Raw genomic sequence first — 22,122 nt, 5'->3', positions numbered from 1 at the left:
GCGCTGCGGTTGAGCCGGGGGTGGGAGCCGACGCCCGCCGCCGCGTGGCGGGTCGGGGCCCTCCGATACGCGTTACGTACGGTGGACGCCGCATTCTAGGGTGCCGGTTGCCCCCGGCCTCCGCCGCCCTCCCGGCCCGTCCGGGCGCCCGGTCGGCCTAGCAGCGGTAGCCCGGCCTGATGGCCCGCCAGACGATGAAGCCTGCTCCGCCAGTGTCCCACCGGAAGGCCGACGGCATGGAACTGACCAGCGACGCGCTGGTGAACTCGCTGCTCGCACTCGGTGCTGCGGCCCTTGTCACCACCCTGTGGATCTGGCCCCGGCTGGCCAAGCAGCGCCCGCTTCCGGTGCTCGGCCGGATCGGCCTGCTGACCGTCGTTCAGGTCTCGATCCTCGCGGTGCTGGCGCTGTCCGTGAACAACTCCTTCGGCTTCTACACCTCCTGGGACGACCTGCTCAGCTCCGGCGGCGCCAAGCTCGCGCTGGCCGGCAACGACAACCACAAGGGCGGCACCCCGGTCTCCGACGAGCTGATCCAGCCGACCACCGAGGGCGGGCTGGAGACCGTCACCAACCTGCCGAAGGGCCCGCCCGAGGAGGTCGGCAAGGTCGAGTCGGTGCGGGTCAACGGCAAGGAGACCGGCTTCTCCGACCAGATGTTCGTCTACCTGCCGCCCGAGTACTTCGACCCGAAGTTCGCCCTGGTCCGCTTCCCCGTCCTGCTGGGCATCGCCGGCTACCCGGGCACCTCCCTGAACCTGCTGCACGAGCTGCCCTTCGCCCAGACCGCGATCGAGCTGCAGCGCTCCGGCAAGATGCCGCCGACCGTCCTGGTGATGGCCCGCCCGGCGGTGGTCCCGTCCCGGGACACCGAGTGCGTGGACGTCCCCGGCGGGCCGCGGACCGAGACCTGGTTCGTCAAGGACGTGCCCGAGGCCGTCCGCAGCACCTACCGGGTCGGTCGCTCGGCCGGTTCCTGGGCGACCTTCGGCTACTCCACCGGCGGCAGCTGCGCGATGCGGCTGGCGATGCGCTTCCCGAACGTCTTCGGCAGCGCGGCCGGGCTGCACGGCGACTTCACCGTGCGCCAGGACAACTACACCGGCGGCGACCTCTTCAACGGCGACAAGGCCCTGACCCAGCAGCACGACCTCGGCTGGCGGCTGCAGAACCTCCCGGTGCCGTCGCTCAACCTGCTGGTGGTCTCCACCCGCAAGGAGGGCGACTACCCGCAGACCGCCCAGTTCGTCGACCAGGCCACCCAGGTGGCCGCCGCCAACCCCCAGTTCAAGGTCGAGTCGCTCTACCTGGACGACGGCGGCCACAACTTCGACAGCTGGACCCGGGAGCTGCCCGCCTCGCTCGAATGGCTGGGCACCCACCTCGGCTGAGGCGGGCGGGTGATTACCCGCCGGTCGGCCCGGCCGTCCGGCGGTTCGGGGGAACGTATCGCGACCGTCCGTCGGACACCCGCCGGGCGCCGCCCCGGATGCGCGCAGGAGGCGCCGTGCTGAGCACCCGCTCGCTCTTCAACGACATCTACCGGAACGACCAGGCGTACCAACTGTTCTGCAGCATCGCGGCCGGCGGCGAGGACCAGGGCGGCTGGGAGAACGAGCGGATCACCGCGCTCACCCGGGACCCGGTCCTCGCGCCGAAGGTCGCCCGGCACGGCGCCGACGAACGCAAGCACGGCCGGATCTTCACCCAGCTGCTCAACAAGCGCGGCCTGCCCAAGGTGCCCGTCCCGGAGGAGGCCGACTACTGCATGCTGCTGGAGCGCCAGGGCGTCGGCCTCTCCCACGAGCGGCTCCACAGCGACGTCCCGCTGACCGACCGGGAGATCATCGTCTACCTCGCGCACAGCCGGGTCACCGAGCAGCGCGCCGCCGAGCAGATGCGCCAGCTGGTCAAGGCGTACGAGGACAACCCCGACCTCGGCCGGGCGATGCGGATGATCGCCGCCGACGAGGACAACCACCTCGCCTACTGCCACGAGGAGCTGCTGCGGCTGGCGGCCGAGGGCCACGGCCCGTACATCCGGCACACCCTGGAGGCCGCCGCCCGCGGCGAGATCCGCACCCACCGGGACGTCGGGCTCGCGGTCACCGCCCGGATGGCGCGGATCCTGCGCTGGCCGCGCTGGCAGCTCGCCGTGGTCACCCTCGGGGTGCACGCGCTGTACCTGTACGACCGCGCCTTCGGCTGGCGCCGGATGGTCACCCTGCGGATGCCCGAGCGCCGGAACGCGCTGGGCACCCCGGCGCCGCCGCACGCGGAGCACGAGGTGCTCTGAGCCGCCGCACCCGGCGACCCGCGCGGGCTACCGGCCGATGATGAGGCTCATCGCCTCGGCCCGGGTCGCCGGGTCGCGCAGCTGGCCGCGCACGCAGGAGGTGATGGTCTTGGCACCGGGCTTGCGGATGCCCCGCATCGACATGCACATGTGCTCGCACTCGACCACGACGATCGCCCCGCGCGGCTCCAGGATCCGCATCAGGGCGTCGGCCACCTGGCTGGTCAGCCGCTCCTGCACCTGCGGGCGGCGGGCGTAGACGTCGACCAGCCGGGCCAGCTTGGACAGACCGGTGATCTTGCCGCTGGGGGACGGGATGTACCCGACGTGCGCCACTCCGCGGAACGGCACCAGGTGGTGCTCGCAGACCGAGGTCAGCTCGATGTCCTTGACCAGCACCATCTCGTCGTGGCCGAGGTCGAAGGTGGTGGTCAGGACGTCCTCGGGCTCCTGCCAGAGGCCCGCGAATATCTCCTTGTAGGCCCGCGCCACCCGGGCCGGCGTCTCCAGCAGGCCCTCGCGATCCGGGTCCTCCCCCACGGCGAGCAGTAGTTCACGGATGGCGTTCTCGGCCCGCTTCTGGTCGAAGATCCCGACGGCAGGCGGACCGTCGAGCGTCACCGGGTCGATCATGCGGGCCTCGCTTAGATGTGGAAAGACTCTGGCTGAACAGCACGGATGCCGCGCCTCCAGGGTACAAACCCTGGTGACGCGGCATCCATTCCCTAGGGAGCCGGGCCCGGCTCCCGGTGATCAGCTCTCGGTCGGCGGCTCGGCGGCCGGCAGCGGCGGGAGCTTCACGATGTCCACCGGAGCGGTGTCGGTCGCTGCGGCGCCGTTGGTGAGCGCCAGCTCCTTCGGCGACTGCACCGGCGGCCGGGTGGACGGCGTGCGGCGGGTCGAACCCGTCCACGCCGGCCGGGCCGGGCGCTTGACCACGGGGGCGAAGATCTCGGCGATCTGCTCCTTGTTCAGGGTCTCCTTCTCCAGGAGTTCCAGAACCAGGTTGTCGAGCACGTCGCGGTTCTCGACCAGGATCTCCCAGGCCTCGTTGTGCGCGCTCTCGATGAGCTTCTTGACCTCCTCGTCGACCAGCGCGGCGACCTCTTCCGAGTAGTCGCGCTGGTGACCCATCTCGCGGCCCAGGAACGGCTCCGAGTTGTCGCTGCCGAACTTGATCGCACCCAGGCGCTCGGTCATGCCGTACTGGGTGACCATGGCCCGCGCCGTGGCGGTGGCCTTCTCGATGTCGTTCGAGGCGCCGGTGGTCGGGTCGTGGAAGACCAGCTCCTCCGCCGCGCGCCCGCCCAGCATGTAGGCCAGCTGGTCGAGCATCTCGTTGCGGGTGGTGGAGTACTTGTCCTCGTCCGGCAGCACCATGGTGTAGCCGAGGGCCCGACCGCGGGACAGGATGGTGATCTTGTGGACCGGGTCGCTGTACTGACAGGCCGCCGCGACCAGGGCGTGACCGCCCTCGTGGTACGCGGTGATCTTCTTCTCCTTGTCGGACATGATCCGCGTGCGCTTCTGCGGACCTGCCACGACGCGGTCGATCGCCTCGTCCAGGGTGCCGTTGTCGATCAGCTTCTTGTCCCCGCGGGCGGTCAGCAGCGCGGCCTCGTTGAGCACGTTCGAGAGGTCGGCGCCGGTGAAGCCGGGGGTGCGCTTGGCGACGGCCGACAGGTCGACGTCGGGCGCGATCGGCTTGCCCTTCTGGTGCACCTTGAGGATGTCCAGGCGGCCCTGGAGGTCGGGGCGCTCCACCGCGATCTGGCGGTCGAAGCGGCCCGGGCGCAGCAGCGCCGGGTCCAGGATGTCGGGGCGGTTGGTCGCCGCGATCAGGATCACGCCGCCCTTGACGTCGAAGCCGTCCATCTCGACCAGCAGCTGGTTGAGGGTCTGCTCGCGCTCGTCGTGGCCGCCGCCGAGGCCCGCGCCGCGGTGCCGGCCGACGGCGTCGATCTCGTCGACGAAGACGATCGCCGGGGCGTTCGCCTTGGCCTGCTCGAACAGGTCGCGGACACGGCTGGCACCGACACCGACGAACATCTCGACGAAGTCCGAGCCGGAGATCGAGTAGAACGGCACCCCGGCCTCGCCCGCGACGGCACGCGCCAGCAGGGTCTTGCCGGTACCGGGCGGGCCGTAGAGCAGCACACCCTTGGGGATCTTGGCGCCGACGGCCTGGAACTTGGCCGGCTCCTGGAGGAACTCCTTGATCTCGTGGAGCTCCTCGACCGCCTCGTCGGCGCCCGCGACGTCGGAGAAAGTGGTCTTCGGGGTGTCCTTGGTGAGCAGCTTGGCCTTGGACTTGCCGAACTGCATGACGCGCGAGCCGCCGCCCTGCATCTGGTTCATCAGGAACAGGAAGACCAGGACGATGATCACGATCGGCAGCATCGACAGCAGCAGGCTGACGAAGGTGCTCTGCTTCTCCGGGCTGACGGTGTAGCCCTCGGCGAGTGTGTTGGAGTCCTTGTCGTTGATCTGGGCCTGGAGCTTGTCGGCGATCGCGACACCCTGGTCGCCGATGTACGAGGCCTGGAACTTGGTGCCGGACGGGGCCTTGCCCGTACCGGCCGCGGACAGCGTGGCGCCGTCCTTCAGCTGGATCTTGATCGTGTTCGAGTCACCGGTGGTGATCTGCGCCGACTTGACGTTGTGCGCGTCGATCGCTGCGACGACCTGACCGGTGTCCACCGTCTTGTAGCCGTTCGAGTCCGAAACGACCTGCATCAGTACGATGACGGCGAGGACGGCCAGCACGATCCACATGATCGGCGCACGGAAGTATCGCTTGACGTCCATCCATGCGGGGCGTTGCCGCCCCGTCCCTCCTGCCACTCAACGGCGCTGCGGGGCGGGGGCCCCGGCGCATCCGGTCGGTGCTCATGTGAAGAGCGGTTTATTGGACCGTACCGCAGTCGGACCCGCCCATGGCGGGAGCACGGCGACACGGCTGTCGTTCTTTGTCCCCCCGGTCCAACGGGCGGGAACCACCTACTGTTCCCGCCCGTAGTCCGAACGGGGCCTCAGCCGCCGTAGACGTGCGGGGCGAGGGTCCCGATGAAGGGGAGGTTACGCAGCTTCTCCGCGTAGTCCAGCCCGTAGCCGACCACGAACTCGTTCGGAATGTCGAAACCGACGTACTTCACGTCGATCTCGACCTTGGCGGCGTCCGGCTTGCGCAGCAGGGTGCAGACCTCGAGCGAGGCCGGGCCGCGCGAACCCAGGTTGCCCAGCAGCCAGGACAGCGTCAGACCGGAGTCGATGATGTCCTCGACGATCAGGACGTCGCGGCCCGCGATGTCGGTGTCCAGGTCCTTCAGGATGCGCACCACGCCCGAGGACTTGGTGCCCATGCCGTACGAGGAGACCGCCATCCAGTCCATGGTGACCTGCGAGTGCAGGGCGCGGGCGAGGTCGGCCATGACCATCACGGCCCCCTTGAGGACGCCGACGATCAGCAGGTCCTTGCCTGCGTAGTCCCGGTCGATCCGCTCGGCCAGCTCCAGGAGTTTGGCGTCGATCTCGTCCTTGCTGATGAGCACCTTCGCGAGGTCAGCGCCCATGTCGTTCTGGTCCACCGGGGATACGTCCTCAAACGTTCGGGGTCTGTGTGGCCGGCGGCCGGCTCCCCCTGGACATGCCTCGCCCTCAGTCGCCCTGCCGCCGAAAGACCAGCGTGCCACACCGGCGGGTGGCCTCGACTCCCCCGGGTAGGTGCAGCGGCCCCTGACCCCGCCATCCGGTGACCAGCAGGTCCACCGTCTCCAGGTGCCGGGCGAACAGGTCCCCGGCCGGGCAGCCCGCGCGCAGCGCGGCCCGGCGCAGCACCCGCCGCCGCACGGCGGACGGCAGCTCGGCCAGCTTCACGGCGTCCAGGGTCCCTTCGCCCGTCCGGAGGTCGCGTTCGGCCAGGGCGGCCCACTGGTCGAGGGCGTCGGCGTCGTCGCGGAACAGCCGGGCGGTGCGGGCCAGGGCCTCCACCACGCCGCCGCCCAGGTGCTTCTCCAGCACCGGCAGCACCTCGTGGCGGACCCGCGAGCGGGTGTAGGCGGGATCACAGTTGTGCGGGTCGTCCCAGACCGGGATCGCCTGGGCGGAGCAGGCCTGCCGGGTGGCCGCCCGGTCCAGCTCCAGCAGCGGACGGCGGTAGCGGCCCTTCTGGGCCGGCATGCCGGCCAGCGAGCGGGCGCCCGAACCCCGGGCGAGGCCCAGCAGGACGGTCTCGGCCTGGTCGTCCCGGGTGTGGCCGAGCAGCACCGCGATCGCGCCGTGGCGCTCGGCCGCCTCGTCGAGGGCGGCGTAACGGGCATCGCGCGCGGCGGCCTCCGGGCCGCCGTCGCGGCCGACCCGCACCGGGATCGCCTCGACCGGGTCCAGGCCCAGCGAACGCAGCCGCTCGGCCACCTGGGCGGCGCGGTCGGCGGAGCCGGGCTGCAGGCCGTGGTCGATGGTGACGGCACCGACCCGCAGGCCGATCTTGGGGGCCTCGAAGGCGGCGGCGATGGCCAGTGCCATCGAGTCCGCGCCGCCGCTGACCGCGACCAGCACCAGCGGCGAACCGGGGGCGGCCGGGGTGCGGGGCAGCCCGGAGGGGTGGCGGGCGGCGTTTCCGATCAGGGTGGTGCCGACGGCGGCACCGACCAGGGGCGCCCCGGCGGGGCGCTCGCGCGGCTCGCGCACGGGGACGGTGAAGGTGGTACCGGCCTCGGCGGCGAGGTCGGTGAGGGTACGGCGAACGGCCAGGCGTATCGCGGCTACGGCGGGGTGAGGGCCCACGGCGGACGACTCCTCGGCGGAGGGGACAGGACTGCGGCGGGCGCGGCCGGGGCCGCGCGCCGACATGAGCGCCGCGTTACCGGGCGCTCACAGATGGTGGCAGAAAGCAGCGACCCGCTACGCCACCCGCGCCATCGGTACGACCACCGTCCCACGTTCGGGTGAATGGAGAAACGTATCTTCACCCACCACCTGCCTGATTGGACCACTCGTACGAGCGGGTTTGACCACCACCGACCAACGGCGGTCTCGGCTTGTCGGCTTCCTCAGCGGGCGACCCGGGCGACCCAGGCCGCCGGGTCGTGGATCTCGTCCTTGGTCGGCAGGGTGTTCGGGGACGTCCACACCCGGTTGAACCCCTCCATGCCCACCTGCTCCACCACCGCGCGGACGAACACCGCGCCGTCCTGGTACTGCCGCAGCTTGGCGTCCATGCCCAGCAGCCGGCGCAGCATCAGGTCCAGCCGGTTCGCCCCCCGGTCGCGGCGCTGCTGGAACTTCTCCCGGATCTCCGCGACCGTCGGCACCACCGCCGGGCCGACCCCGTCCATCACCACGTCCGCGTGGCCCTCCAGCAGCGACATCACCGCCGTCAGCCGGCCCAGGATCTCCCGCTGCGCGGGCGACTGGACGATCTCCAGCAGGCTCGCCGAGGCGCCCTCCCGGCCCTCCCGGCCACCCGCCCCGGGCAGGGCGCCGCCGAACGAACCCGCCGCGTCCCGCAGCCGCTCCAGCAGGGCGCCCGGGTCGACGTCCGTCTCGGCCAGGAAGGCCTGCACCTCGGACTGGATGTGGTCGCGCAGCCAGGGCACCGCCGTGAACTGCGTCCGGTGCGTCTCCTCGTGCAGACAGACCCAGAGCCGGAAGTCGGACGGGTCCACGTCCAGCTCGCGCTCGACGTGCACGATGTTCGGCGCCACCAGCAGCAGCCGGCCCGGGCCGGGGCCCTCCGGGCCCAGCCGCGGCTTGTCGAACAGCGCCGCCGGGCTGTCCGGGGTCTCCAGCGAGGGCTCGGCCGGCGCGAAGGTCTCGTACTGGCCCAGCACCTTGGTCGACAGGAACGCCAGCAGCGCCCCGACCTCGATGCCGGTGGCCTTCTCCCCCACCGCGCCGAACACGCCCGCCGCCGCGCTGTTCGCCCGGCGCGCCTGCAGCTTCTCCACCAGCGGCTGGACGACCGTCCGGAAGCCCGCCACGTTCGCCCGCACCCAGCCCGGGCGGTCCACCACCAGCACGGGGGTCGCGGCGGCCGCGGCCAGGCTGCTCGACCGCATCCCGGTGAACGCCCGCACGTGCTCCTCCGCCTCCAGGGCGTGCCGGCGCAGCTCGGCGACCACCGCCGCCGCCTCCGCCCGGCTCACCTCCGGCCCCGGCCGCACCAGCCTCGTCGCGGTAGCGACCGCGAGATTCCAGTCGACCATGTCAGCCCCGCCACTCGCGCTCGTCATGCCCTCACCGTACGTGCTCATCACCACCAACGGCAGCCACCGGCCGCCAACATCGGCCACCCGGACCCGGATCCGCGACCACCGCCGGAACCACCGGCCCAGGGGTACGAACGACGGCTGAAACACCGCCTTTCCCCCGTCCTGCCCGCCCGCACGGCCACCCGAACCCGGCTGCCACCCTCTCCTCCGCCGACGCACCCGGCCGTACCGGCGACGGCCGGGGCGGGACCGCCGCCGTGGCGGCGCCGGGGGTCGGAGGTCGGAGATCGGGCAGGTGCCGCCCGGGTGGGCAGCGGAGGTGGACGAACACTCCGACCGGAAGCACTCGGCCGGGCGCCGGAACAGCGCGGAGCAGCGCGATCGTCGTGCGCGGCCGACACCGCCGGCCGCCGTCGCCGGGACGACTGACCCACCCCGAGCGGCTGCCGCCGCTCTGCCGGGCGGCGGCGACGTCCGTCAGCGCCGGGCCGCGCTGCTCGGGGTCACCGGAGTCAGTGGCAGCCGCAGGCGGTGAGGCGGGCGGCGACGCGGTCCATCGCGGCCCGGGCGGTGTCGGCGGGGGCGGCGGTGCGGGACATGACGGCGAAGAGGAGTAGGCGGCCGTCGACGTCCACGACGGTGCCGGCCAGGGCGTTGACGCCGCTGAGGGTGCCGGTCTTGGCGCGGATCAGCCCGGCCGCGTCGGCGGCGCCGGAGCCGGAGCCGTAGCGCTTGACGAGGGTGCCGGTGAACCCGGCGACGGGCAGGCCGGTGAGGACCGGACGCAGCTCGGGGTGCTGCTCGGAGGCGGCCAGGGCGAGGAGTCGGACCAGCACGGCGGGCGGGATCTCGTCGTCCGGGTGCAGGCCGCTGCCGTCGTTGAGGAGCACACCGGTCATCGGCACCCCGAGCGCGGCGAGCTGCTGGGTGACGGCGGTCGCCGCGCCCTCGAAGCCGGCCGGCTGGTGGGCGGCCAGGGCGACCTGACGGGCGATCGCCTCGGCGAGCTGGTTGTCCGAGGTGGTCAGCAGGCGCTCCACCAGCCGGGCCACCGTCGGCGACTCGACCTTGCCGAGGACGGGGGCGTCGGCGGCGGCCGGGGCGGTGGCCGGCTTGGCCTTGCCCGCGACGGTGACGCCCTGGGCGGCGAGCATCGTGGCGAAGGCGTCGGCGGCCGCGCCGGCCGGGTCGGGGACCCGGTCCGGGGCCTCCTCCCGGCTCCTGGGGTCGACCTTGGCCTCGTCCACCATCAGCGGGACGACCAGCGCGATGTTCTGCCCGTCGTGGTTCTTGTGCCGCGGGTCGCCCGTGTACATCGACAGGTCGTAGTCCAGCCCGACCGTGGTGGTGCCGGCCGCCTTGAGGGCGGCGGCGGTCTGCCGGGCGAGCGCCTCCAGCGAGGCGGGTGCCGTGTCGGCGTCGACGGGCTGTCCGCCGACCTGCACCTGGTCGGCGGGCAGCGCGGTGAGCGTCGGGTCCCCGCCGCCGACCAGGGTGATGGTGCCCGGGCTCGGGCCGCGGACCACCCGGGTGGCGAGGCGGGTGTCGCCGGGGAGCAGGGACAGCGCGGCGACGGAGGTGGCGAGCTTGGTGGTGGAGGCGGGGGTGGCCGGGGTGTTCTCCCCGGAGCCGTAGAGGAGCCGGCCGTCGGTGGCGTCCGCGACGGCGATCGTCACGGTGCCCAGACCCTTGTCCGCGAGGGCGGGGGCGAGCGCCTGTTGCAGTCCCTGGGCGGTGGGAGCGGCGGCCTCCGGCCCGTTCTCCGCGGGGGCCAGCACGGCGCCCGCCGGCGCGGGCACCGGGAGCACGACCGGCGCGGGGCTGACGGGCGGTTCGGCCCGGCGGGCCGGTCCGGCGCCCGGGCTCCCGCCCGTACGGGGCTTCGCCTTCCCGTGCTCGCCCTTGCGGCCGCCCCGGCCGCCTTGGTCACCCTGGCCGCCCTGGCTGTCGTCGTCCTCGCCGCGCCCCGCGCTGTGGCCTCCGGGGGTCGGCGACGGCTGCGCGTACGCGCCGCTCGGGGTCAGGACGGCCCCGGCGACCAGCAGGCCCGCTCCGAACAGTCCCGCGGCCGTCCCCCTGCGACGGCGTGCCGCCCCCGCCCCAGCTCGCACCGACCGGCCCCTTTCCTGAGCACTCACCCCCGTAGGAGACACTTGGATTCTGTCAGTCCCTACCTTGGAGGAACCGTTGGAGTTCGACGTCCTGATCGAGATCCCGAAGGGCTCTCGTAACAAGTACGAGGTCGACCACGAGACCGGCCGTCTGCGGCTCGACCGGATGCTCTTCACCTCGACCCGCTACCCGGCCGACTACGGCTACGTCGAGGGCACGCTCGGCGAGGACGGCGACCCGCTGGACGCCCTGGTCATCCTGGACGAGCCGACCTTCCCGGGCTGCCTGATCAAGTGCCGCGCCATCGGCATGTTCCACATGACCGACGAGGCCGGCGGCGACGACAAGCTGCTCTGCGTCCCGGCGACGGACCCGCGCTGGGAGCACCTGCGGGACATCCACCACGTGTCGGAGTTCGACCGCCTGGAGATCCAGCACTTCTTCGAGGTCTACAAGGACCTGGAGCCCGGCAAGTCCGTCGAGGGTGCCAACTGGGTCGGCCGCGCCGAGGCCGAGGCCGAGGTCACCGCTTCGATCAAGCGCCTCGCGGAGCAGGGCGGCCACTGAGCCGTCGTTCCGATCCGGCTCGGCCAGGACGGTTCGAGGCGGGTCGGGACTGCCAGGGGCCGGGGCACGCGGATTCCTCCGCGCGCCCCGGCCCTGTCGCGTCCGGAGGCGGGCCGCCGACTTCCGGGTTCAGTCCTCCAGCCGGAAACCGACCTTCATGCACACCTGGTAGTGCTTGATCCGGCCGTCCTCCAGGTGGCCCCTGACCTGCGACACCTCGAACCAGTCGAGGTTGCGCAACGTCCGGGAGGCCCGCTCCACCCCGTTGCGGATCGCGGCGTCGACGCTCTCGGTCGAGGACCCGACGATCTCGGTCACCCGGTACACATGGTCGGTCATGGCGGACTCCCTCAGCTGTGCGACGGCCCCCGGTCCACCGTGCACCGGCGAGGGTCCGCCCGCACCCCGGCGGCGCCCGCCAGGGGGCGCCCGGGGACACCCCTCAGAACGCCGCCCGCACCTCGCCGACCGGGACGCCGCCGCCGAGCAGCGGGGCCGCGCCTATCCGCTCGACGGTGTCCTGCGCGCCGGTCACGCCGAGCCGGCGCAGCGCGGCCGCCAGGACCGGCCCGCGGGCCCGCTCGGCGCCGTCGTCGATCTTGAAGGCGAGCGCCCGTCCGTCCGGCAGCGCGACGACCTGGACGGCCTCGGCGCCCATCTTGGACAGCGCGCCGGGGACGGCCCGCATCAGCCAGGTGTCCGCCCGGCGGGTGCCGGCCACGTACTCGGGGTGGGCGCGCATCGCATCGGCGACGCGGCGCTGGGCGGTGCCCTCGGCGGCCAGCACCAGGCCGCGGTAGGCGCGGGCCAGGCCGGTCAGCGTGACGGCCAGCAGCGGGGCGCCGCAGCCGTCCACCCCGGCGTGTGCCGGGGCCTCGCCGGTGGCCTCCTCCAGGGCCTCGCGGGCCAGCCGCTGGATCGGGTGGTCGGGGTCGAGGTAGCGGCCGGTGTCCCAGCCGTTGGCGACGCAGGCGGCCAGCCAGCCGGCGTGCTTGCCGGAGCAGTCCATCAGGATCGGGGCGCGCCCACCCCCCGCGCCGAGCAGCAGTTCCGCCTCGGTGTCGTCGAGCGGCAGGTCGGCCGGGGTGCGCAGGGCTGCCTCGTCGAGGCCAGCGGAGCCGAGGATGGCCCGCACCCCGTCGAGGTGGAACGATTCTGCGGAGTGGCTGGAGGCGGCCAGCGCCAGCAGCTCGCCCTCGATCGCCAGCCCGGCCCGCAGGGTGGCCACCGCCTGGAACGGCTTGGCCGTCGAGCGGGGGAAGACCGGCGCGTCAGGGTCCCCCAGCGCGAACTCCACCGAACCGTCGGCGGCGAGCAGGACCAGGGAGCCGTGGTGGCGGCCCTCGGTGAAGCCCGAGCGGACGACCTCGGCGAGCACGGGCGGGGTGGCGGACTGCGACATCGGGAGCCTTCCGGGGGCGGGGGTGGACCGGGCGGAAGCCGGGCCCACCCGCCCGCGACGACTCACCCGGTCAGAGCGGCCTCTCGGAGAGCAGGTCGTCGACCCGTGCTTCCCCATCACGGTACCTGCGGGTGATCTCGGCATTGCAACCGTCGGCCGTCCGCAGCAGCCGTTGGCGCCGTCCGGAGACCTCGCGCTCGTGCGCGTGCAGCCGTTCCAGGGCGGCCACCAGTTCCTCGGCCGGGTGCGCGGCAAGGTCGGCGAGCTGCACGTCCCCCATCAGGGCGTCCGCCTCCAGCTGCGACTCCTGGGTGCGCGGCGGACCTAGGGTGACGTGCCGGGCCGAGCGCCGCACGGTGGAGGGCGCGTCGGTCAGGATGGCGGGCAGCCGGTCCAGCAGCTCGCCACCGCCGTCGTCCGGCATCCGGGTGGAGGGGGCGGTGCCACCACCGGGGCGCCGGTCGAGCTCGGCGCGCAGGATGTCCATCCGGCCGTGCAGCAGCCGCCGCAGGTAGGACAGGTCGGCCTCCTGCTCCAGGGTCTCCCTGCGCAGCACCCGCAGTTGGTCCAGGCCCAGCCGCTCCAGCTCGGGCTCGCCGTCCGGGCCGGCCGCCCAGGAGGAAGCCCCGGGGGCCTGCGCCACCTGCCCGGAGCGGTTCCCCGCCGCGCTGCTCGCGTCCATCATGCAACCCACCTGCCGTCGTCCGATCCCGCCCGCTCGCGGCACTCCGTCCCTGCCGCCGGTCCGGCCCGTCCCCCGACGGGCTCCCGCGTCCCGTCCGTTGGCACGCCCGGGGTCCCCGAAGGGTTCCGTTCCCCGGCCGGAACCACTCGCCGGGGCGACCCGGCCAGAACGCCTGACCTACCGGCTCGACCGCCCGGCCGAACCCGGGCCCGGTGCGGCGGACCTCCAGGCGCGCCGGGCCCTTCGTACGTCCCCAGCGTGCCACCCCACCCGGCGCGCGCGCACCGCCCGTGCACCCGAACGGCCCCCTGGCGAACGGAGGTGGCTGATATGACCGACCCTTTCCGCAGCAAGAGTGGCGCCCCGCCCTGCGCAGGCGCGCGCATCACGGCGTGCGCTGCCAGTGCGCACGCCCCCGATGTGCGCCCGGGTCACCCCCTTGGCGGTACGGCGGCTCCGGCACAATGGCGGCATGCGAGCAGTGGTGCAGCGAGTGACCGAGGCCAGGGTGACCGTGGCCGGAGAGACCGTCGGCGCGATCGAGGGGCCCGGGCTGTGCGTCCTGGTCGGCGTCACCCACGACGACACCCCCGCCAAGGCCGCCCAACTCGCCCGCAAACTCTGGACACTGCGGCTGCTTCCCGCCAACGACGAGGGCGTCGAGCAGAGTTGCTCCGACCTCGGCGCCCCGCTACTGGTGATCAGCCAGTTCACGCTCTACGGCGACGCCCGCAAGGGCCGCCGGCCCACCTGGAACGCCGCGGCCCCCGGCCCGGTCGCCGAACCGCTGGTGGACGAGGTGGTCGCCCAGCTGCGCGCGCTGGGCGCCAAGGTGGAGACGGGCCGGTTCGGTGCCGACATGCGGGTGGCGCTGGTGAACGACGGCCCGTTCACCGTCCTCGTCGAGGTCTGAGGCCGCAGCCCGCGGCCCGCCGTTCACTGCGGGACGATCACGTCCTGGGTGCCCGGAACCGTCCCGGCCAGCAGCACCGCGTCCACCGGGACGTTCCGCTTGACGATCGCCAGCGCGATCGGCCCCAGCTCGTGGTGCCGGGCCGAGGAGGTCACGGAGCCCAGCGCCCGCCCGTCCGGGTCGGTGGCCAGCCGCACCTCGGTGCCGTGCGGGGGCAGGGTCTCCTCGGTGCCGTCCAGGTGCAGGAAGACCAGCCGGCGCGGCGGGCGGCCCAGGTTGTGCACCCGGGCGACCGTCTCCTGGCCCCGGTAGCAGCCCTTCTGCAGGTGGACGGCGGTGCGCAGCCAGTCGACCTCGTGCGGGATGGTGCGGTGGTCGGTCTCGAAGCCCAGCCGGGGCCGGTGGTCCTCGATCCGCAGCGCCTCGTACGCCCACACCCCGGCCGCCGGGCCGTACCCTTCGGCGAGCTCGGCCAGGTCGGCACGCGGCACGAACAGATCGCGTCCGTACGGGAGTTCGCGCACCGCGGCGGCGCCCTCGACGGAGGCGGTGGAGCCGGCCGGCAGGTGGACCACGGCGTAGTCGGCGGTCGCGTCGGCGACCTCCACCCGGTAGAAGAACTTCATGCTCTCCAGGTACGCGACCAGCGCGCCCTGGGTGCCCGGCTCGACGTGCGCCCAGGTGGTGGTGCCGTCGTCGACCAGGTAGAGGGCGTGCTCGACGTGCCCGTTCGGGGAGAGCACCAGGGCCTCGGTGGCGTGCTGCGGCGGCAGCTCGCTGACGTGCTGGGTGAGCAGCAGGTGCAGCCAGGAGAGGCGGTCGTCGCCGGTGACGGTGACCACGCCGCGGTGCGAGAGGTCCACGAAGCCGGTGCCCCGAGCGAGGTCGCGTTGTTCGCGGAAGATGTCGCCGTAGTGGGCGGCGACGCCCTCGTCGGCCCCCTCGGCGGGGACGGCTCCGGGCAGGGCAAGCAGCGGGCTCTTCACACCGGTCATACCGGCCAGCTTACGACCGGTCGCCCGGGCGCCCGGCGGCGCAGTCGGCGCAGCGGCCGAAGATGGCGAAGTGCTTGAGGTCGGTGTCGAAGCCGTGCTGCTCGCGCAGCCGGTCGATCAGCGGCTGGGCTATCTCGGTGCCGGTCTCCGTGACCTTCTCGCAGTCCCGGCAGACCAGGTGCAGGTGGTGGTGGCGGCCGGCCAGGTGGTAGGTCGGGGCGCCGTGGCCCAGGTGGGCGTGCGAGACCAGGCCCAGCTCCTCCAGCAGCTCCAGGGTCCGGTAGACCGTGGAGATGTTGACACCGCTGGCGGTCTTGCGGACGTGGCAGAGGATGTCGTCGGGGGTGGCGTGGTCGAGGACGTCGACGGCCTCCAGGACGAGCTGCCGCTGCGGGGTGAGCCGGTAGCCGCGCTCGCGCAGGTCGGCCTTCCAGTCGTCGGAGAGGTGCCAGTCGCCGGAGAGCTGCCAGTCGGTGGTGCCGGTGTCCGCCACGGTGCTGTCCCTGCCAAGGTCGGGGGTCCTGATGCAAGTGTAGGGACCGGCCGCGGGCCGGTCCCTACCTCGTGCGCGGGCCTTACTTGAAGAAGGCGATGCCGTCGTCCGGCAGGTCGTTGATGTCCTTGATCAGCTGGGCCGGGCTGAGCACCTTCTTCAGCTGCGCGGACATGTACGGGCGCAGTGGCACGTTCGGGGCGGCCTTCTCGCCGACCCAGAGCAGCTCGCCGTTGACGAAGCCGTACAGCCGCTTGCCGCCGGAGTAGTCCGGGGAGCCCTCGATCCGGGCCACGGCGTCGGTGGCCACGTCGACCTGCGGCTTGCCGTCCGCCAGCTCGCCGTACCAGATCTCGACCGTGCCGTCGTCGCGGAGGGAGGAGATCTCGATCCCCCGGACCCCGCTGGTGCCGTCGTGGTTGCTGGTCACGCGCCAGAAGGCGTGCTCGTTCTCCAGCGGACGGACCTTCTCGCCCTCGTCGTTCAGCACCCACGTGCGGGAGCGGAACTCCAGGAAGGGCCGGCCGTCGTGGCGGATGACGATCTCCTGGCCGAAGTTGCACTTCTCCGTGCCGGGAAAGTCATAGACGCCCGCGCCCTCCCAGGTGCCGAGGAGGAAGGCGAGCGGGACGACGTCCTTGTGGAGGTCAGAGGGGATCTCGATCATGTTCCTGGTCACTGTCGTGGTCGGTGCGGTCTGCCTCAACCGTACGGCAGGCTCAGCGCTGGCCCTGGTACAGCTTCATCACCGAGAAGATGGCGAACCAGGTGATCAGCACGGCCATGAGGGCCAGCAGACCGTCGAAGAACATTTCCAGACCGGACACGGGGGGCTCCCAGGCGGCGACAGTGTGGTGGATTTTGCTGGCGCTCACTCTATCCGCCGGGCTCCGGCCGGTCGCGGTGAGCCCCACCACGTCGCCGTCCGCGCCCCCGCCCTCCGGCGCCGCCCAAGGTTTCCCCACGGGATTCCGGGATGACGGCGGGCCGCGGCGGCGGGCCCTCTAAGGTGGCGCCATGTCGAAGAAGCTCGTCATCAAGGTCACCGCAGGGGCGGATGCGCCGGAGCGGTGCTCGCAGGCGTTCACGGTGGCGGCCGTGGCCGTCGCCAGCGGGATCGAGGTCTCGCTCTGGCTGACCGGGGAGTCCTCCTGGTTCGCCCTGCCGGGGAAGGCGGCGGAGTTCGAGCTGCCGCACGCGGCGCCGCTGCCGGACCTGCTGGAGTCGATCCTGGCGGCCGGGTCGGTGACGCTGTGCACCCAGTGCGCGGCGCGGCGCGGGATCGGGCAGAAGGACACCGTCGAAGGCGTCCGGATCGCGGGCGCGCAGGTCTTCGTCAGCGAGATCATGTCGAACGACGTCCAGGCGCTGGTGTACTGAGCCGCGTCCCGGTGGGTTGTGCCGTCGGGTCGCGGGCCGTCCGCCCTCGACCGGCGCTAACGCCTTCCACCGGGGGAGTCGTGCGGCTCGTCGTCGGGGCGGTCCCGGTCGTGACCGGGGTCGTCCCACTTCGGGTCGTCCCAGCGCGGGTCGTTCCACCAGTCGTCGTCCGGGTCGCGTTTGTTGGCGAAGACCGCGGCGGCCGGCGGGATGACCATCGCCACCACGCACATGCCGACGGCGGCGCCCACCGAGAAGAACCGCACCACGCCCCAGGCCATGACGAACAGGCCCAGGCACACGCCCATCATGGCGTAGTAGAAGCGCCGCCGACGCCTTGTCTGCACGTCTCCACGGTACGGCCGAGGGCCCTGCCGTGGCAGGGCCCTCGGGGGGTCGTCCGGGCCGGTCTCGCTTCGGTCGCGGTCCGGTCCGGGTCCGGTCGGGGTCCGGTCAGACCGCGATCGCGACCTCGACGGCGGTGCCCTGGGAGGCCACCACCTGACGGTCCACGGTCTGGCCCGGGACCAGGGCGCGCAGGGTCCACTTGCCCGGGCGGGCGAAGAACCGGAACTGACCGGTCGCCGAGGTGGGCACCTCGGCCGTGAACTCACCGCCCTCGTCCAGCAGCCGGACGTAGCCGTTGACCGGCTCACCGTCGCGGGTCACCGAACCCTGGATGATCGTCTCGTTCGCCACGTCAACTCCTGCCAGGTCCGGGCCGCCGGCCTTCGCACCGCACATGTCTGTCTTCCCTTCTGACTTACGGCTCGAGCCGGGGCTCAGTTGCTGCCGAGCTCGATCGGCACGCCGACCAGGCTGCCGTACTCGGTCCACGAACCGTCGTAGTTCTTGACGTTCTGCTGGCCGAGCAGCTCGTGCAGCACGAACCAGGTCAGCGCGGAGCGCTCGCCGATGCGGCAGTAGGCGATGGTGTCCTTCGCCAGGTCGATGCCCTCGGCCTCGTACAGGGCCTTGAGCTCGTCGTCGCTCTTGAAGGTGCCGTCGTCGTTGGCGTTCTTGGCCCACGGGATGTTGCGGGCGCTCGGCACGTGGCCGGGGCGCTGCGACTGCTCCTGCGGAAGGTGGGCCGGGGCGAGCAGCTTGCCGGAGAACTCGTCGGGCGAGCGGACGTCGACCAGGTTGAGGTTGCCGATGGCCGCGATCACGTCGTCGCGGAAGGCGCGGATCGAGGAGTCGGCGGCCTGCGCCTTGTACTCGGTGGCCGGGCGGACCGGGACCTCGGCGACCAGGTCGCGGGAGTCCAGCTCCCACTTCTTGCGGCCGCCGTCCAGCAGGCGGACGTCGCCGTGGCCGTACAGCTTGAAGTACCAGTAGGCGTAGGAGGCGAACCAGTTGTTGTTGCCGCCGTAGAGCACCACGGTGTCGTCGTTGGCGATCCCCTTGGCGCTCAGCAGCGCCTCGAAGCCGGCCTGGTCGATGAAGTCGCGGCGGACCGGGTCCTGGAGGTCCTGCTTCCAGTCGATCCGGACGGCGTTGCGGATGTGGTTCTTGTCGTACGCGGAGGTGTCCTCGTCGACCTCGACGATGACGACCTTCGGGTCGTCCAGGTGGGCCTGGACCCAGTCGGCGTCGACCAGGACGTCGCTGCGGCTCATGGTGGTGTTCTCCATCCGAGGGCGGTTGGCGGAAGGTGCTGCTGAGGAGGTGCTGCAGGGCGCCCGGACGGATGCGGTCCGAATTCCTGTCCGAATGACGGGACGGAGCAGGGAACCGGAGGGCCGGGCGGGGGACTGCGGAGTACGGCGGCGACCATCGGCCGCAACAGCCGGAACGGGTCACCATGGGAATCGGCGGCGGGCGTCAACTGCCCTGCGAGACTGCCGATTCAGCGCATTCGACACAGACAGGCGGCCACGCGGCACAGGTCGACCGCCCGCCGCTTCGTGAGATCCGTCTGTCGCTTCATGCCGACGATGCTAGGGACATCCGAGGCCCGCTGTCATCAGCGTATCGAATATCGAGATGGAAACAGTCGGATGGTGGGATTTGCCGTCCTCGCGGCCGGGCGTTAGTGGGAAGCACCCCCGGCGGCGGGGCGCAACGGGCGGAAACGGCACCGCTCCGCGGTCGGCGCTGGACAGCGCGTCCCGCGGGGCGGAACGGAAGCGGGGTGAAGCGGGGCGGAGGCGCGGGGTGGGCCCGCGGTCAGCCCAGCAGCTTGACGCCCTTGCCCTCGAAGGACAGCTGGAGACCCTCCGGCAGCGGCGTCGCGCCGTCCTTCGCGGCCAGCGCCAGCCCGGCCGGCATCGAGTCCAGGGTGAAACTGGCCGGCTGGATCTTCCGGTTGGTGAGCCCGGCGACCATCTCGGCCAGCGAGCTCAGCTTCAGACCGTCCACAGTGATGGTGTTGCCCTCGTTGTGCACGGTCGCCTCACCCACCGAGACCGGCCCCAGCGAGGCCTTGACCTTGCCCGGACCGCCGTACGACAGGCTCAGCCGGGAACTGCCGCCGCCCGGCACCGGGGCGCCCAGCAGCTCGGAGGCCGGCGGCAGCAGCTGGGCGAGGTCCTGGTACGAGATCACGCCGCTGCCGGTGCCGTCGGCCACGGTCGCGGTGTTCAGGCTGTCGCTCACCGAGACGCCGGAGAGCTTGGCCTTGAAGGAGTGCAGCGCCACCCGGTGGCCGTTGTTCTGGACGGTCAGGTCGTCCGAGGAGATCCGGACGTCGTCCAGCTTCTTCGAGACCACCTGGGTGAGGAACGGGAAGCCCTCGATCGTCACGTCCGGCCGTTGACTCATCTGCCCGCTCTTGACCAGCCGGTCGGCGGCCTCGTCCTCGGCCACCCCGACGGCGATCCGGTCCGCACCCACCAGCAGCCCGGAGAGCACCACCAGGCCGATCGTCGCCTTCAGCCATCCGCGCATCGTGTCCCCCGTCGTCGCCGCTCGCCGTCGTCATCCGCTGCGGTCCGTCGCTGTGGTCCGTCGCCGTTCCCTGGCGACCGCTGCACGCGGCCGCTCCCGCACGACCGTACGACGTCCCGCCCCGGAAGGTGGTTCCGGGGCGGGCAGGTGTGACGTACCGGGCTCAGCCGGCCAGCAGGTCGGTGGCGATCCAGATCAGCGGCGCGGACACCGCCAGCGGCAGCGCCACGCCCGCCGTCATGTGGACGAAGCGGGACGGGAAGTCGTACGCCGCGACCCGGCGGCCGACCAGCGCACCCAGCCCGGCGAGCGCCCCCAAGGCCGGCGGTGCGCCCACCAGCAAGCCCAGCAGGACCGCCGCGACCAGACCCAGCACCGGGCCCAGCTGCTTGGGGCCCGGCAGCGGCGCCGCCGCCAGCAGCACGGCCAGCGCGACCGCCCCCACCCCGGCCGGCACCCAGTCGGCCAGCAGCAGCATCGTGCACAGCGCCGTCACCACGGTGGCCGAACCGAGCACGGTCAGCGCGTAGAACCGCTCCTTCGGATCCGACGGACGGAACGTCTGCAGCACCAGCACCAGCAGGAAGAACCCGCCCAGGGTGCCCACCACGGCCGCCACCCCGCCGTCCGCGTCCGCCAGCAGCACGGCCGCGTCCGCGGTGAACCCGGCCAGCGCGGCGAGCAGGATGCCCTGGCGGGCCGGCCACATGCCGTTCAACCGGAACCAGCCGGCCGCCGTCAGCAGCTGCAGCAGCGCGACCACCAGGGCCAGCGCCACCTGACCCAACGCGGCGCCACCGGCCAGCAGCGCGGCCGCACCGGCGGTGATGAGGGCAGGCTGCAGGCCCGGGTCGATGATCGGCGAACCCGTCCGGTCGCCCGGGCCGCCGGGCCGCGGCGCTACCGGCAGCGGCTGCGCCGGGACGGCCCCGTACGGCTGGGCGCCGGGCACGCCGGGGGCGCCCGGCGCCTGGCCGGGCGACGGGGCGGTCGGGCGCTTGAGCGTCATGGTCGGCGAGTCGACGGCGGGCCCGACGGGGGCCGAGGGCGCGCCGGGCGCGGCCTGCTGCGGCGCGGGCTGCGGCGACGGCGCACGGTGCCGCGCCCGGGACGGCGGCTCCTGCCACGGCTGAGGCTGAGGCCGCGCGTGCGACCGGGGCTGCTCCTGCGGCTGCGCGTGCGGCTGGGGCTCCGCGTACGGCTGGGGCTGGAACCGCGGCTGCGCCGGGGGCCGCCCCAGGTGCGGCGGCGGGGCGACCGGCATCGCGCCGGAGACCGTCACGGGCGGCAGCAGTGTGGTGGCCGCCGCGTCATCCAGCGCGGGGACGGGCGGGAGCAGCGCGGTCGCGGCATCGTCCATCGGGGGCACCGGCGGCAGCAGCGTGGTCGCCGCTTCGTCGTCCACCGGACAGCCGTACGGGTACTGCCGGGCATGCCGCGCGTACTGCTGCTGATGCGGGTGGGGCTGCTGCGGCTGGGGCTGCTGCGGCCAGTTGCCGTAGCCGCCGCCCCGGTTCGGGTCGTTCATGTCCGTCACGCCGCTCACCCTCCCGCGAACGGCGGGAGGACCTCGACCGTCCCGCCCTCGGTCAGGGCGACGGTCGCGTGGTCGCGGCCGCCCGCCTGGCTGCCGTCGACCAGGTACGAGCAGTGCCCGAGCAGCTGGACGAACTTCGGCCGGTCCGCGTGCCGCTCCTTGGCCGCCGCCAGCGCCTCCGCCAGGGTCGCCGCCTGGTACGGCTCCTCGGCCAGCCCGGCCTCGGACTTCGCCGCCGCCCAGTAGCGGATCGTCCCGCGCACCCGGGCACCGCTCGCGGGCTCGGTGGTCGCGCCCATCGGGCCACCCCTTCCGTTCGTCCTCGCCCGGTCCCGGTGGCCCGGTCCGGCTCGCCACCGGGGCGGCCGCCCGACCACCCGAACGAATGGACCCGCGCGGCACCGCCGATGTGCGTCCATGATGGCGTGTCCGCCGTCGTGACCGGCAATCGCCCTGGCCGGGCGGGTGTGCGACGGCGCCCGATGTTGTGTCCAGTCTCACCCGGCGCACGCCCGGATTGGGCGAACCGCCGGATTCGCGCACTCCCGGGGCGGGAGCGGGTCGGCTATCCTCAACCACCAAGAGGGATCCGGGCAGAGTCGCCCCCGGGTCCTTTTGTGCTTTCAGGACGCCAGTACGGA

24 protein-coding genes are annotated in these 22,122 nt (G+C 72.9%); 5 read left to right on the top strand and 19 right to left on the bottom strand.

The window, feature by feature from the left end; genetic code table 11:
- The first annotated feature begins 236 nt into the window (after positions 1-236).
- On the top strand, positions 237-1,391 hold the full coding sequence (locus ACZ4WV_RS06295) for an alpha/beta hydrolase (protein WP_465743349.1): 1,155 nt from the start codon (positions 237-239) through the stop codon (positions 1,389-1,391).
- 116 nt (positions 1,392-1,507) lie between these two features.
- The gene (locus ACZ4WV_RS06290) at positions 1,508-2,296 is read left to right on the top strand and encodes a ferritin-like domain-containing protein (RefSeq protein ID WP_465743347.1); all 789 of its coding nucleotides are present in this window, start codon (positions 1,508-1,510) and stop codon (positions 2,294-2,296) included.
- Positions 2,297-2,323: 27 nt separating this feature from the next.
- Here ACZ4WV_RS06290 and folE read toward each other — a convergent pair whose 3' ends face one another.
- From folE to dacB, 6 genes are all read right to left on the bottom strand, one after another.
- Entirely contained in the window at positions 2,324-2,929 is a 606-nt protein-coding gene (gene folE / locus ACZ4WV_RS06285) for a GTP cyclohydrolase I FolE (RefSeq protein ID WP_400929200.1), read from the bottom strand.
- A 120-nt stretch (positions 2,930-3,049) separates the two neighbouring features.
- Complete coding sequence (gene ftsH, locus ACZ4WV_RS06280; protein WP_465743344.1) at positions 3,050-5,104, bottom strand: ATP-dependent zinc metalloprotease FtsH; 2,055 nt, start codon at positions 5,102-5,104, stop codon at positions 3,050-3,052.
- Positions 5,105-5,328: 224 nt separating this feature from the next.
- A complete protein-coding gene (hpt, locus tag ACZ4WV_RS06275; protein WP_030059589.1) occupies positions 5,329-5,883 on the bottom strand; it encodes a hypoxanthine phosphoribosyltransferase in 555 nt (184 codons plus the stop codon).
- A gap of 70 nt (positions 5,884-5,953) precedes the next feature.
- Positions 5,954-7,081, bottom strand: a complete 1,128-nt coding sequence (gene tilS / locus ACZ4WV_RS06270; RefSeq protein WP_465743342.1) for a tRNA lysidine(34) synthetase TilS — start codon at positions 7,079-7,081, stop codon at positions 5,954-5,956.
- 266 nt (positions 7,082-7,347) lie between these two features.
- A complete protein-coding gene (locus ACZ4WV_RS06265) occupies positions 7,348-8,529 on the bottom strand; it encodes a zinc-dependent metalloprotease (RefSeq protein ID WP_465743340.1) in 1,182 nt (393 codons plus the stop codon).
- Between the two features lie 491 nt (positions 8,530-9,020).
- On the bottom strand, positions 9,021-10,619 hold the full coding sequence (gene dacB / locus ACZ4WV_RS06260) for a D-alanyl-D-alanine carboxypeptidase/D-alanyl-D-alanine endopeptidase (RefSeq protein ID WP_465743338.1): 1,599 nt from the start codon (positions 10,617-10,619) through the stop codon (positions 9,021-9,023).
- A 76-nt stretch (positions 10,620-10,695) separates the two neighbouring features.
- Here dacB and ACZ4WV_RS06255 point away from each other — a divergent pair, with 76 nt between their 5' ends.
- Positions 10,696-11,187, top strand: coding sequence for an inorganic diphosphatase (locus tag ACZ4WV_RS06255; protein ID WP_030059594.1), 492 nt, complete (start codon positions 10,696-10,698; stop codon positions 11,185-11,187).
- Positions 11,188-11,316: 129 nt separating this feature from the next.
- Here ACZ4WV_RS06255 and ACZ4WV_RS06250 read toward each other — a convergent pair whose 3' ends face one another.
- The 3 genes from ACZ4WV_RS06250 to ACZ4WV_RS06240 all read right to left on the bottom strand — a co-directional run bounded on the left by ACZ4WV_RS06250 (position 11,317) and on the right by ACZ4WV_RS06240 (position 13,271).
- Entirely contained in the window at positions 11,317-11,526 is a 210-nt protein-coding gene (locus ACZ4WV_RS06250) for a dodecin (RefSeq protein WP_224285507.1), read from the bottom strand.
- Positions 11,527-11,629: 103 nt separating this feature from the next.
- Positions 11,630-12,589 carry an asparaginase gene (locus ACZ4WV_RS06245; protein ID WP_465743336.1) on the bottom strand — a complete coding sequence of 320 codons (960 nt, stop codon included), beginning with the start codon at positions 12,587-12,589 and terminating at the stop codon, positions 11,630-11,632.
- Between the two features lie 70 nt (positions 12,590-12,659).
- Entirely contained in the window at positions 12,660-13,271 is a 612-nt protein-coding gene (locus ACZ4WV_RS06240; RefSeq protein WP_465743683.1) for an RsiG family protein, read from the bottom strand.
- Positions 13,272-13,746: 475 nt separating this feature from the next.
- On the opposite strand from ACZ4WV_RS06240, the gene dtd reads away from it, so the two are divergent.
- Positions 13,747-14,187, top strand: coding sequence for a D-aminoacyl-tRNA deacylase (gene dtd / locus ACZ4WV_RS06235; protein WP_359818859.1), 441 nt, complete (start codon positions 13,747-13,749; stop codon positions 14,185-14,187).
- Positions 14,188-14,210: 23 nt separating this feature from the next.
- On the opposite strand, the gene ygfZ is transcribed toward dtd, so the two are convergent.
- From ygfZ to ACZ4WV_RS06220, 3 genes are all read right to left on the bottom strand, one after another.
- Positions 14,211-15,173, bottom strand: coding sequence for a CAF17-like 4Fe-4S cluster assembly/insertion protein YgfZ (ygfZ, locus tag ACZ4WV_RS06230; RefSeq protein ID WP_465743681.1), 963 nt, complete (start codon positions 15,171-15,173; stop codon positions 14,211-14,213).
- Positions 15,174-15,192: 19 nt separating this feature from the next.
- Entirely contained in the window at positions 15,193-15,675 is a 483-nt protein-coding gene (locus ACZ4WV_RS06225) for a Fur family transcriptional regulator (RefSeq protein WP_465743333.1), read from the bottom strand.
- A gap of 82 nt (positions 15,676-15,757) precedes the next feature.
- Positions 15,758-16,342, bottom strand: coding sequence for a heme-binding beta-barrel domain-containing protein (locus ACZ4WV_RS06220; protein ID WP_465743331.1), 585 nt, complete (start codon positions 16,340-16,342; stop codon positions 15,758-15,760).
- A 350-nt stretch (positions 16,343-16,692) separates the two neighbouring features.
- Here ACZ4WV_RS06220 and ACZ4WV_RS06215 point away from each other — a divergent pair, with 350 nt between their 5' ends.
- Positions 16,693-17,055 carry a DsrE family protein gene (locus ACZ4WV_RS06215; protein WP_465743329.1) on the top strand — a complete coding sequence of 121 codons (363 nt, stop codon included), beginning with the start codon at positions 16,693-16,695 and terminating at the stop codon, positions 17,053-17,055.
- Positions 17,056-17,111: 56 nt separating this feature from the next.
- Here ACZ4WV_RS06215 and ACZ4WV_RS06210 read toward each other — a convergent pair whose 3' ends face one another.
- From ACZ4WV_RS06210 to ACZ4WV_RS06180, 7 genes are all read right to left on the bottom strand, one after another.
- Positions 17,112-17,402, bottom strand: coding sequence for a DUF3099 domain-containing protein (locus ACZ4WV_RS06210; RefSeq protein WP_465743327.1), 291 nt, complete (start codon positions 17,400-17,402; stop codon positions 17,112-17,114).
- A 106-nt stretch (positions 17,403-17,508) separates the two neighbouring features.
- The gene (locus ACZ4WV_RS06205; RefSeq protein WP_030059605.1) at positions 17,509-17,799 is read right to left on the bottom strand and encodes a DUF1416 domain-containing protein; all 291 of its coding nucleotides are present in this window, start codon (positions 17,797-17,799) and stop codon (positions 17,509-17,511) included.
- 38 nt (positions 17,800-17,837) lie between these two features.
- Positions 17,838-18,674 carry a sulfurtransferase gene (locus ACZ4WV_RS06200; protein ID WP_465743325.1) on the bottom strand — a complete coding sequence of 279 codons (837 nt, stop codon included), beginning with the start codon at positions 18,672-18,674 and terminating at the stop codon, positions 17,838-17,840.
- Between the two features lie 230 nt (positions 18,675-18,904).
- Positions 18,905-18,985: an Ms5788A family Cys-rich leader peptide gene (locus ACZ4WV_RS06195; protein WP_350517234.1), complete on the bottom strand. Its 81-nt coding sequence runs from the start codon at positions 18,983-18,985 to the stop codon at positions 18,905-18,907.
- Positions 18,986-19,224: 239 nt separating this feature from the next.
- Entirely contained in the window at positions 19,225-19,944 is a 720-nt protein-coding gene (locus tag ACZ4WV_RS06190) for an LmeA family phospholipid-binding protein (RefSeq protein ID WP_465743323.1), read from the bottom strand.
- Positions 19,945-20,107: 163 nt separating this feature from the next.
- On the bottom strand, positions 20,108-21,481 hold the full coding sequence (locus ACZ4WV_RS06185; RefSeq protein WP_465743321.1) for a hypothetical protein: 1,374 nt from the start codon (positions 21,479-21,481) through the stop codon (positions 20,108-20,110).
- A 5-nt stretch (positions 21,482-21,486) separates the two neighbouring features.
- Positions 21,487-21,780 carry a MoaD/ThiS family protein gene (locus tag ACZ4WV_RS06180; protein WP_465743319.1) on the bottom strand — a complete coding sequence of 98 codons (294 nt, stop codon included), beginning with the start codon at positions 21,778-21,780 and terminating at the stop codon, positions 21,487-21,489.
- Between the last annotated feature and the right edge of the window lie 342 nt (positions 21,781-22,122).

This window comes from Kitasatospora sp. NPDC029312, assembly GCF_055569215.1.
Note: the sequence above shows the minus strand (reverse complement) of the source record. Positions and strands in the feature narration are given on the sequence as shown.

Excerpts from the sequence above, each read along its gene's own strand:
- ACZ4WV_RS06295 (WP_465743349.1), top strand. The coding sequence starts at position 237 with ATGGAACTGACCAGCGACGCGCTGGTGAACTCGCTGCTCGCACTCGGT.
- folE (WP_400929200.1), bottom strand. The coding sequence starts at position 2,929 with ATGATCGACCCGGTGACGCTCGACGGTCCGCCTGCCGTCGGGATCTTC.
- ftsH (WP_465743344.1), bottom strand. The coding sequence starts at position 5,104 with ATGGACGTCAAGCGATACTTCCGTGCGCCGATCATGTGGATCGTGCTG.
- ACZ4WV_RS06265 (WP_465743340.1), bottom strand. The coding sequence starts at position 8,529 with ATGACGAGCGCGAGTGGCGGGGCTGACATGGTCGACTGGAATCTCGCG.
- ACZ4WV_RS06250 (WP_224285507.1), bottom strand. The coding sequence starts at position 11,526 with ATGACCGACCATGTGTACCGGGTGACCGAGATCGTCGGGTCCTCGACC.
- ACZ4WV_RS06245 (WP_465743336.1), bottom strand. The coding sequence starts at position 12,589 with ATGTCGCAGTCCGCCACCCCGCCCGTGCTCGCCGAGGTCGTCCGCTCG.
- ACZ4WV_RS06240 (WP_465743683.1), bottom strand. The coding sequence starts at position 13,271 with ATGGACGCGAGCAGCGCGGCGGGGAACCGCTCCGGGCAGGTGGCGCAG.
- dtd (WP_359818859.1), top strand. The coding sequence starts at position 13,747 with ATGCGAGCAGTGGTGCAGCGAGTGACCGAGGCCAGGGTGACCGTGGCC.
- ACZ4WV_RS06220 (WP_465743331.1), bottom strand. The coding sequence starts at position 16,342 with ATGATCGAGATCCCCTCTGACCTCCACAAGGACGTCGTCCCGCTCGCC.
- ACZ4WV_RS06215 (WP_465743329.1), top strand. The coding sequence starts at position 16,693 with ATGTCGAAGAAGCTCGTCATCAAGGTCACCGCAGGGGCGGATGCGCCG.
- ACZ4WV_RS06205 (WP_030059605.1), bottom strand. The coding sequence starts at position 17,799 with ATGTGCGGTGCGAAGGCCGGCGGCCCGGACCTGGCAGGAGTTGACGTG.
- ACZ4WV_RS06200 (WP_465743325.1), bottom strand. The coding sequence starts at position 18,674 with ATGAGCCGCAGCGACGTCCTGGTCGACGCCGACTGGGTCCAGGCCCAC.
- ACZ4WV_RS06195 (WP_350517234.1), bottom strand. The coding sequence starts at position 18,985 with ATGAAGCGACAGACGGATCTCACGAAGCGGCGGGCGGTCGACCTGTGC.
- ACZ4WV_RS06190 (WP_465743323.1), bottom strand. The coding sequence starts at position 19,944 with ATGCGCGGATGGCTGAAGGCGACGATCGGCCTGGTGGTGCTCTCCGGG.
- ACZ4WV_RS06180 (WP_465743319.1), bottom strand. The coding sequence starts at position 21,780 with ATGGGCGCGACCACCGAGCCCGCGAGCGGTGCCCGGGTGCGCGGGACG.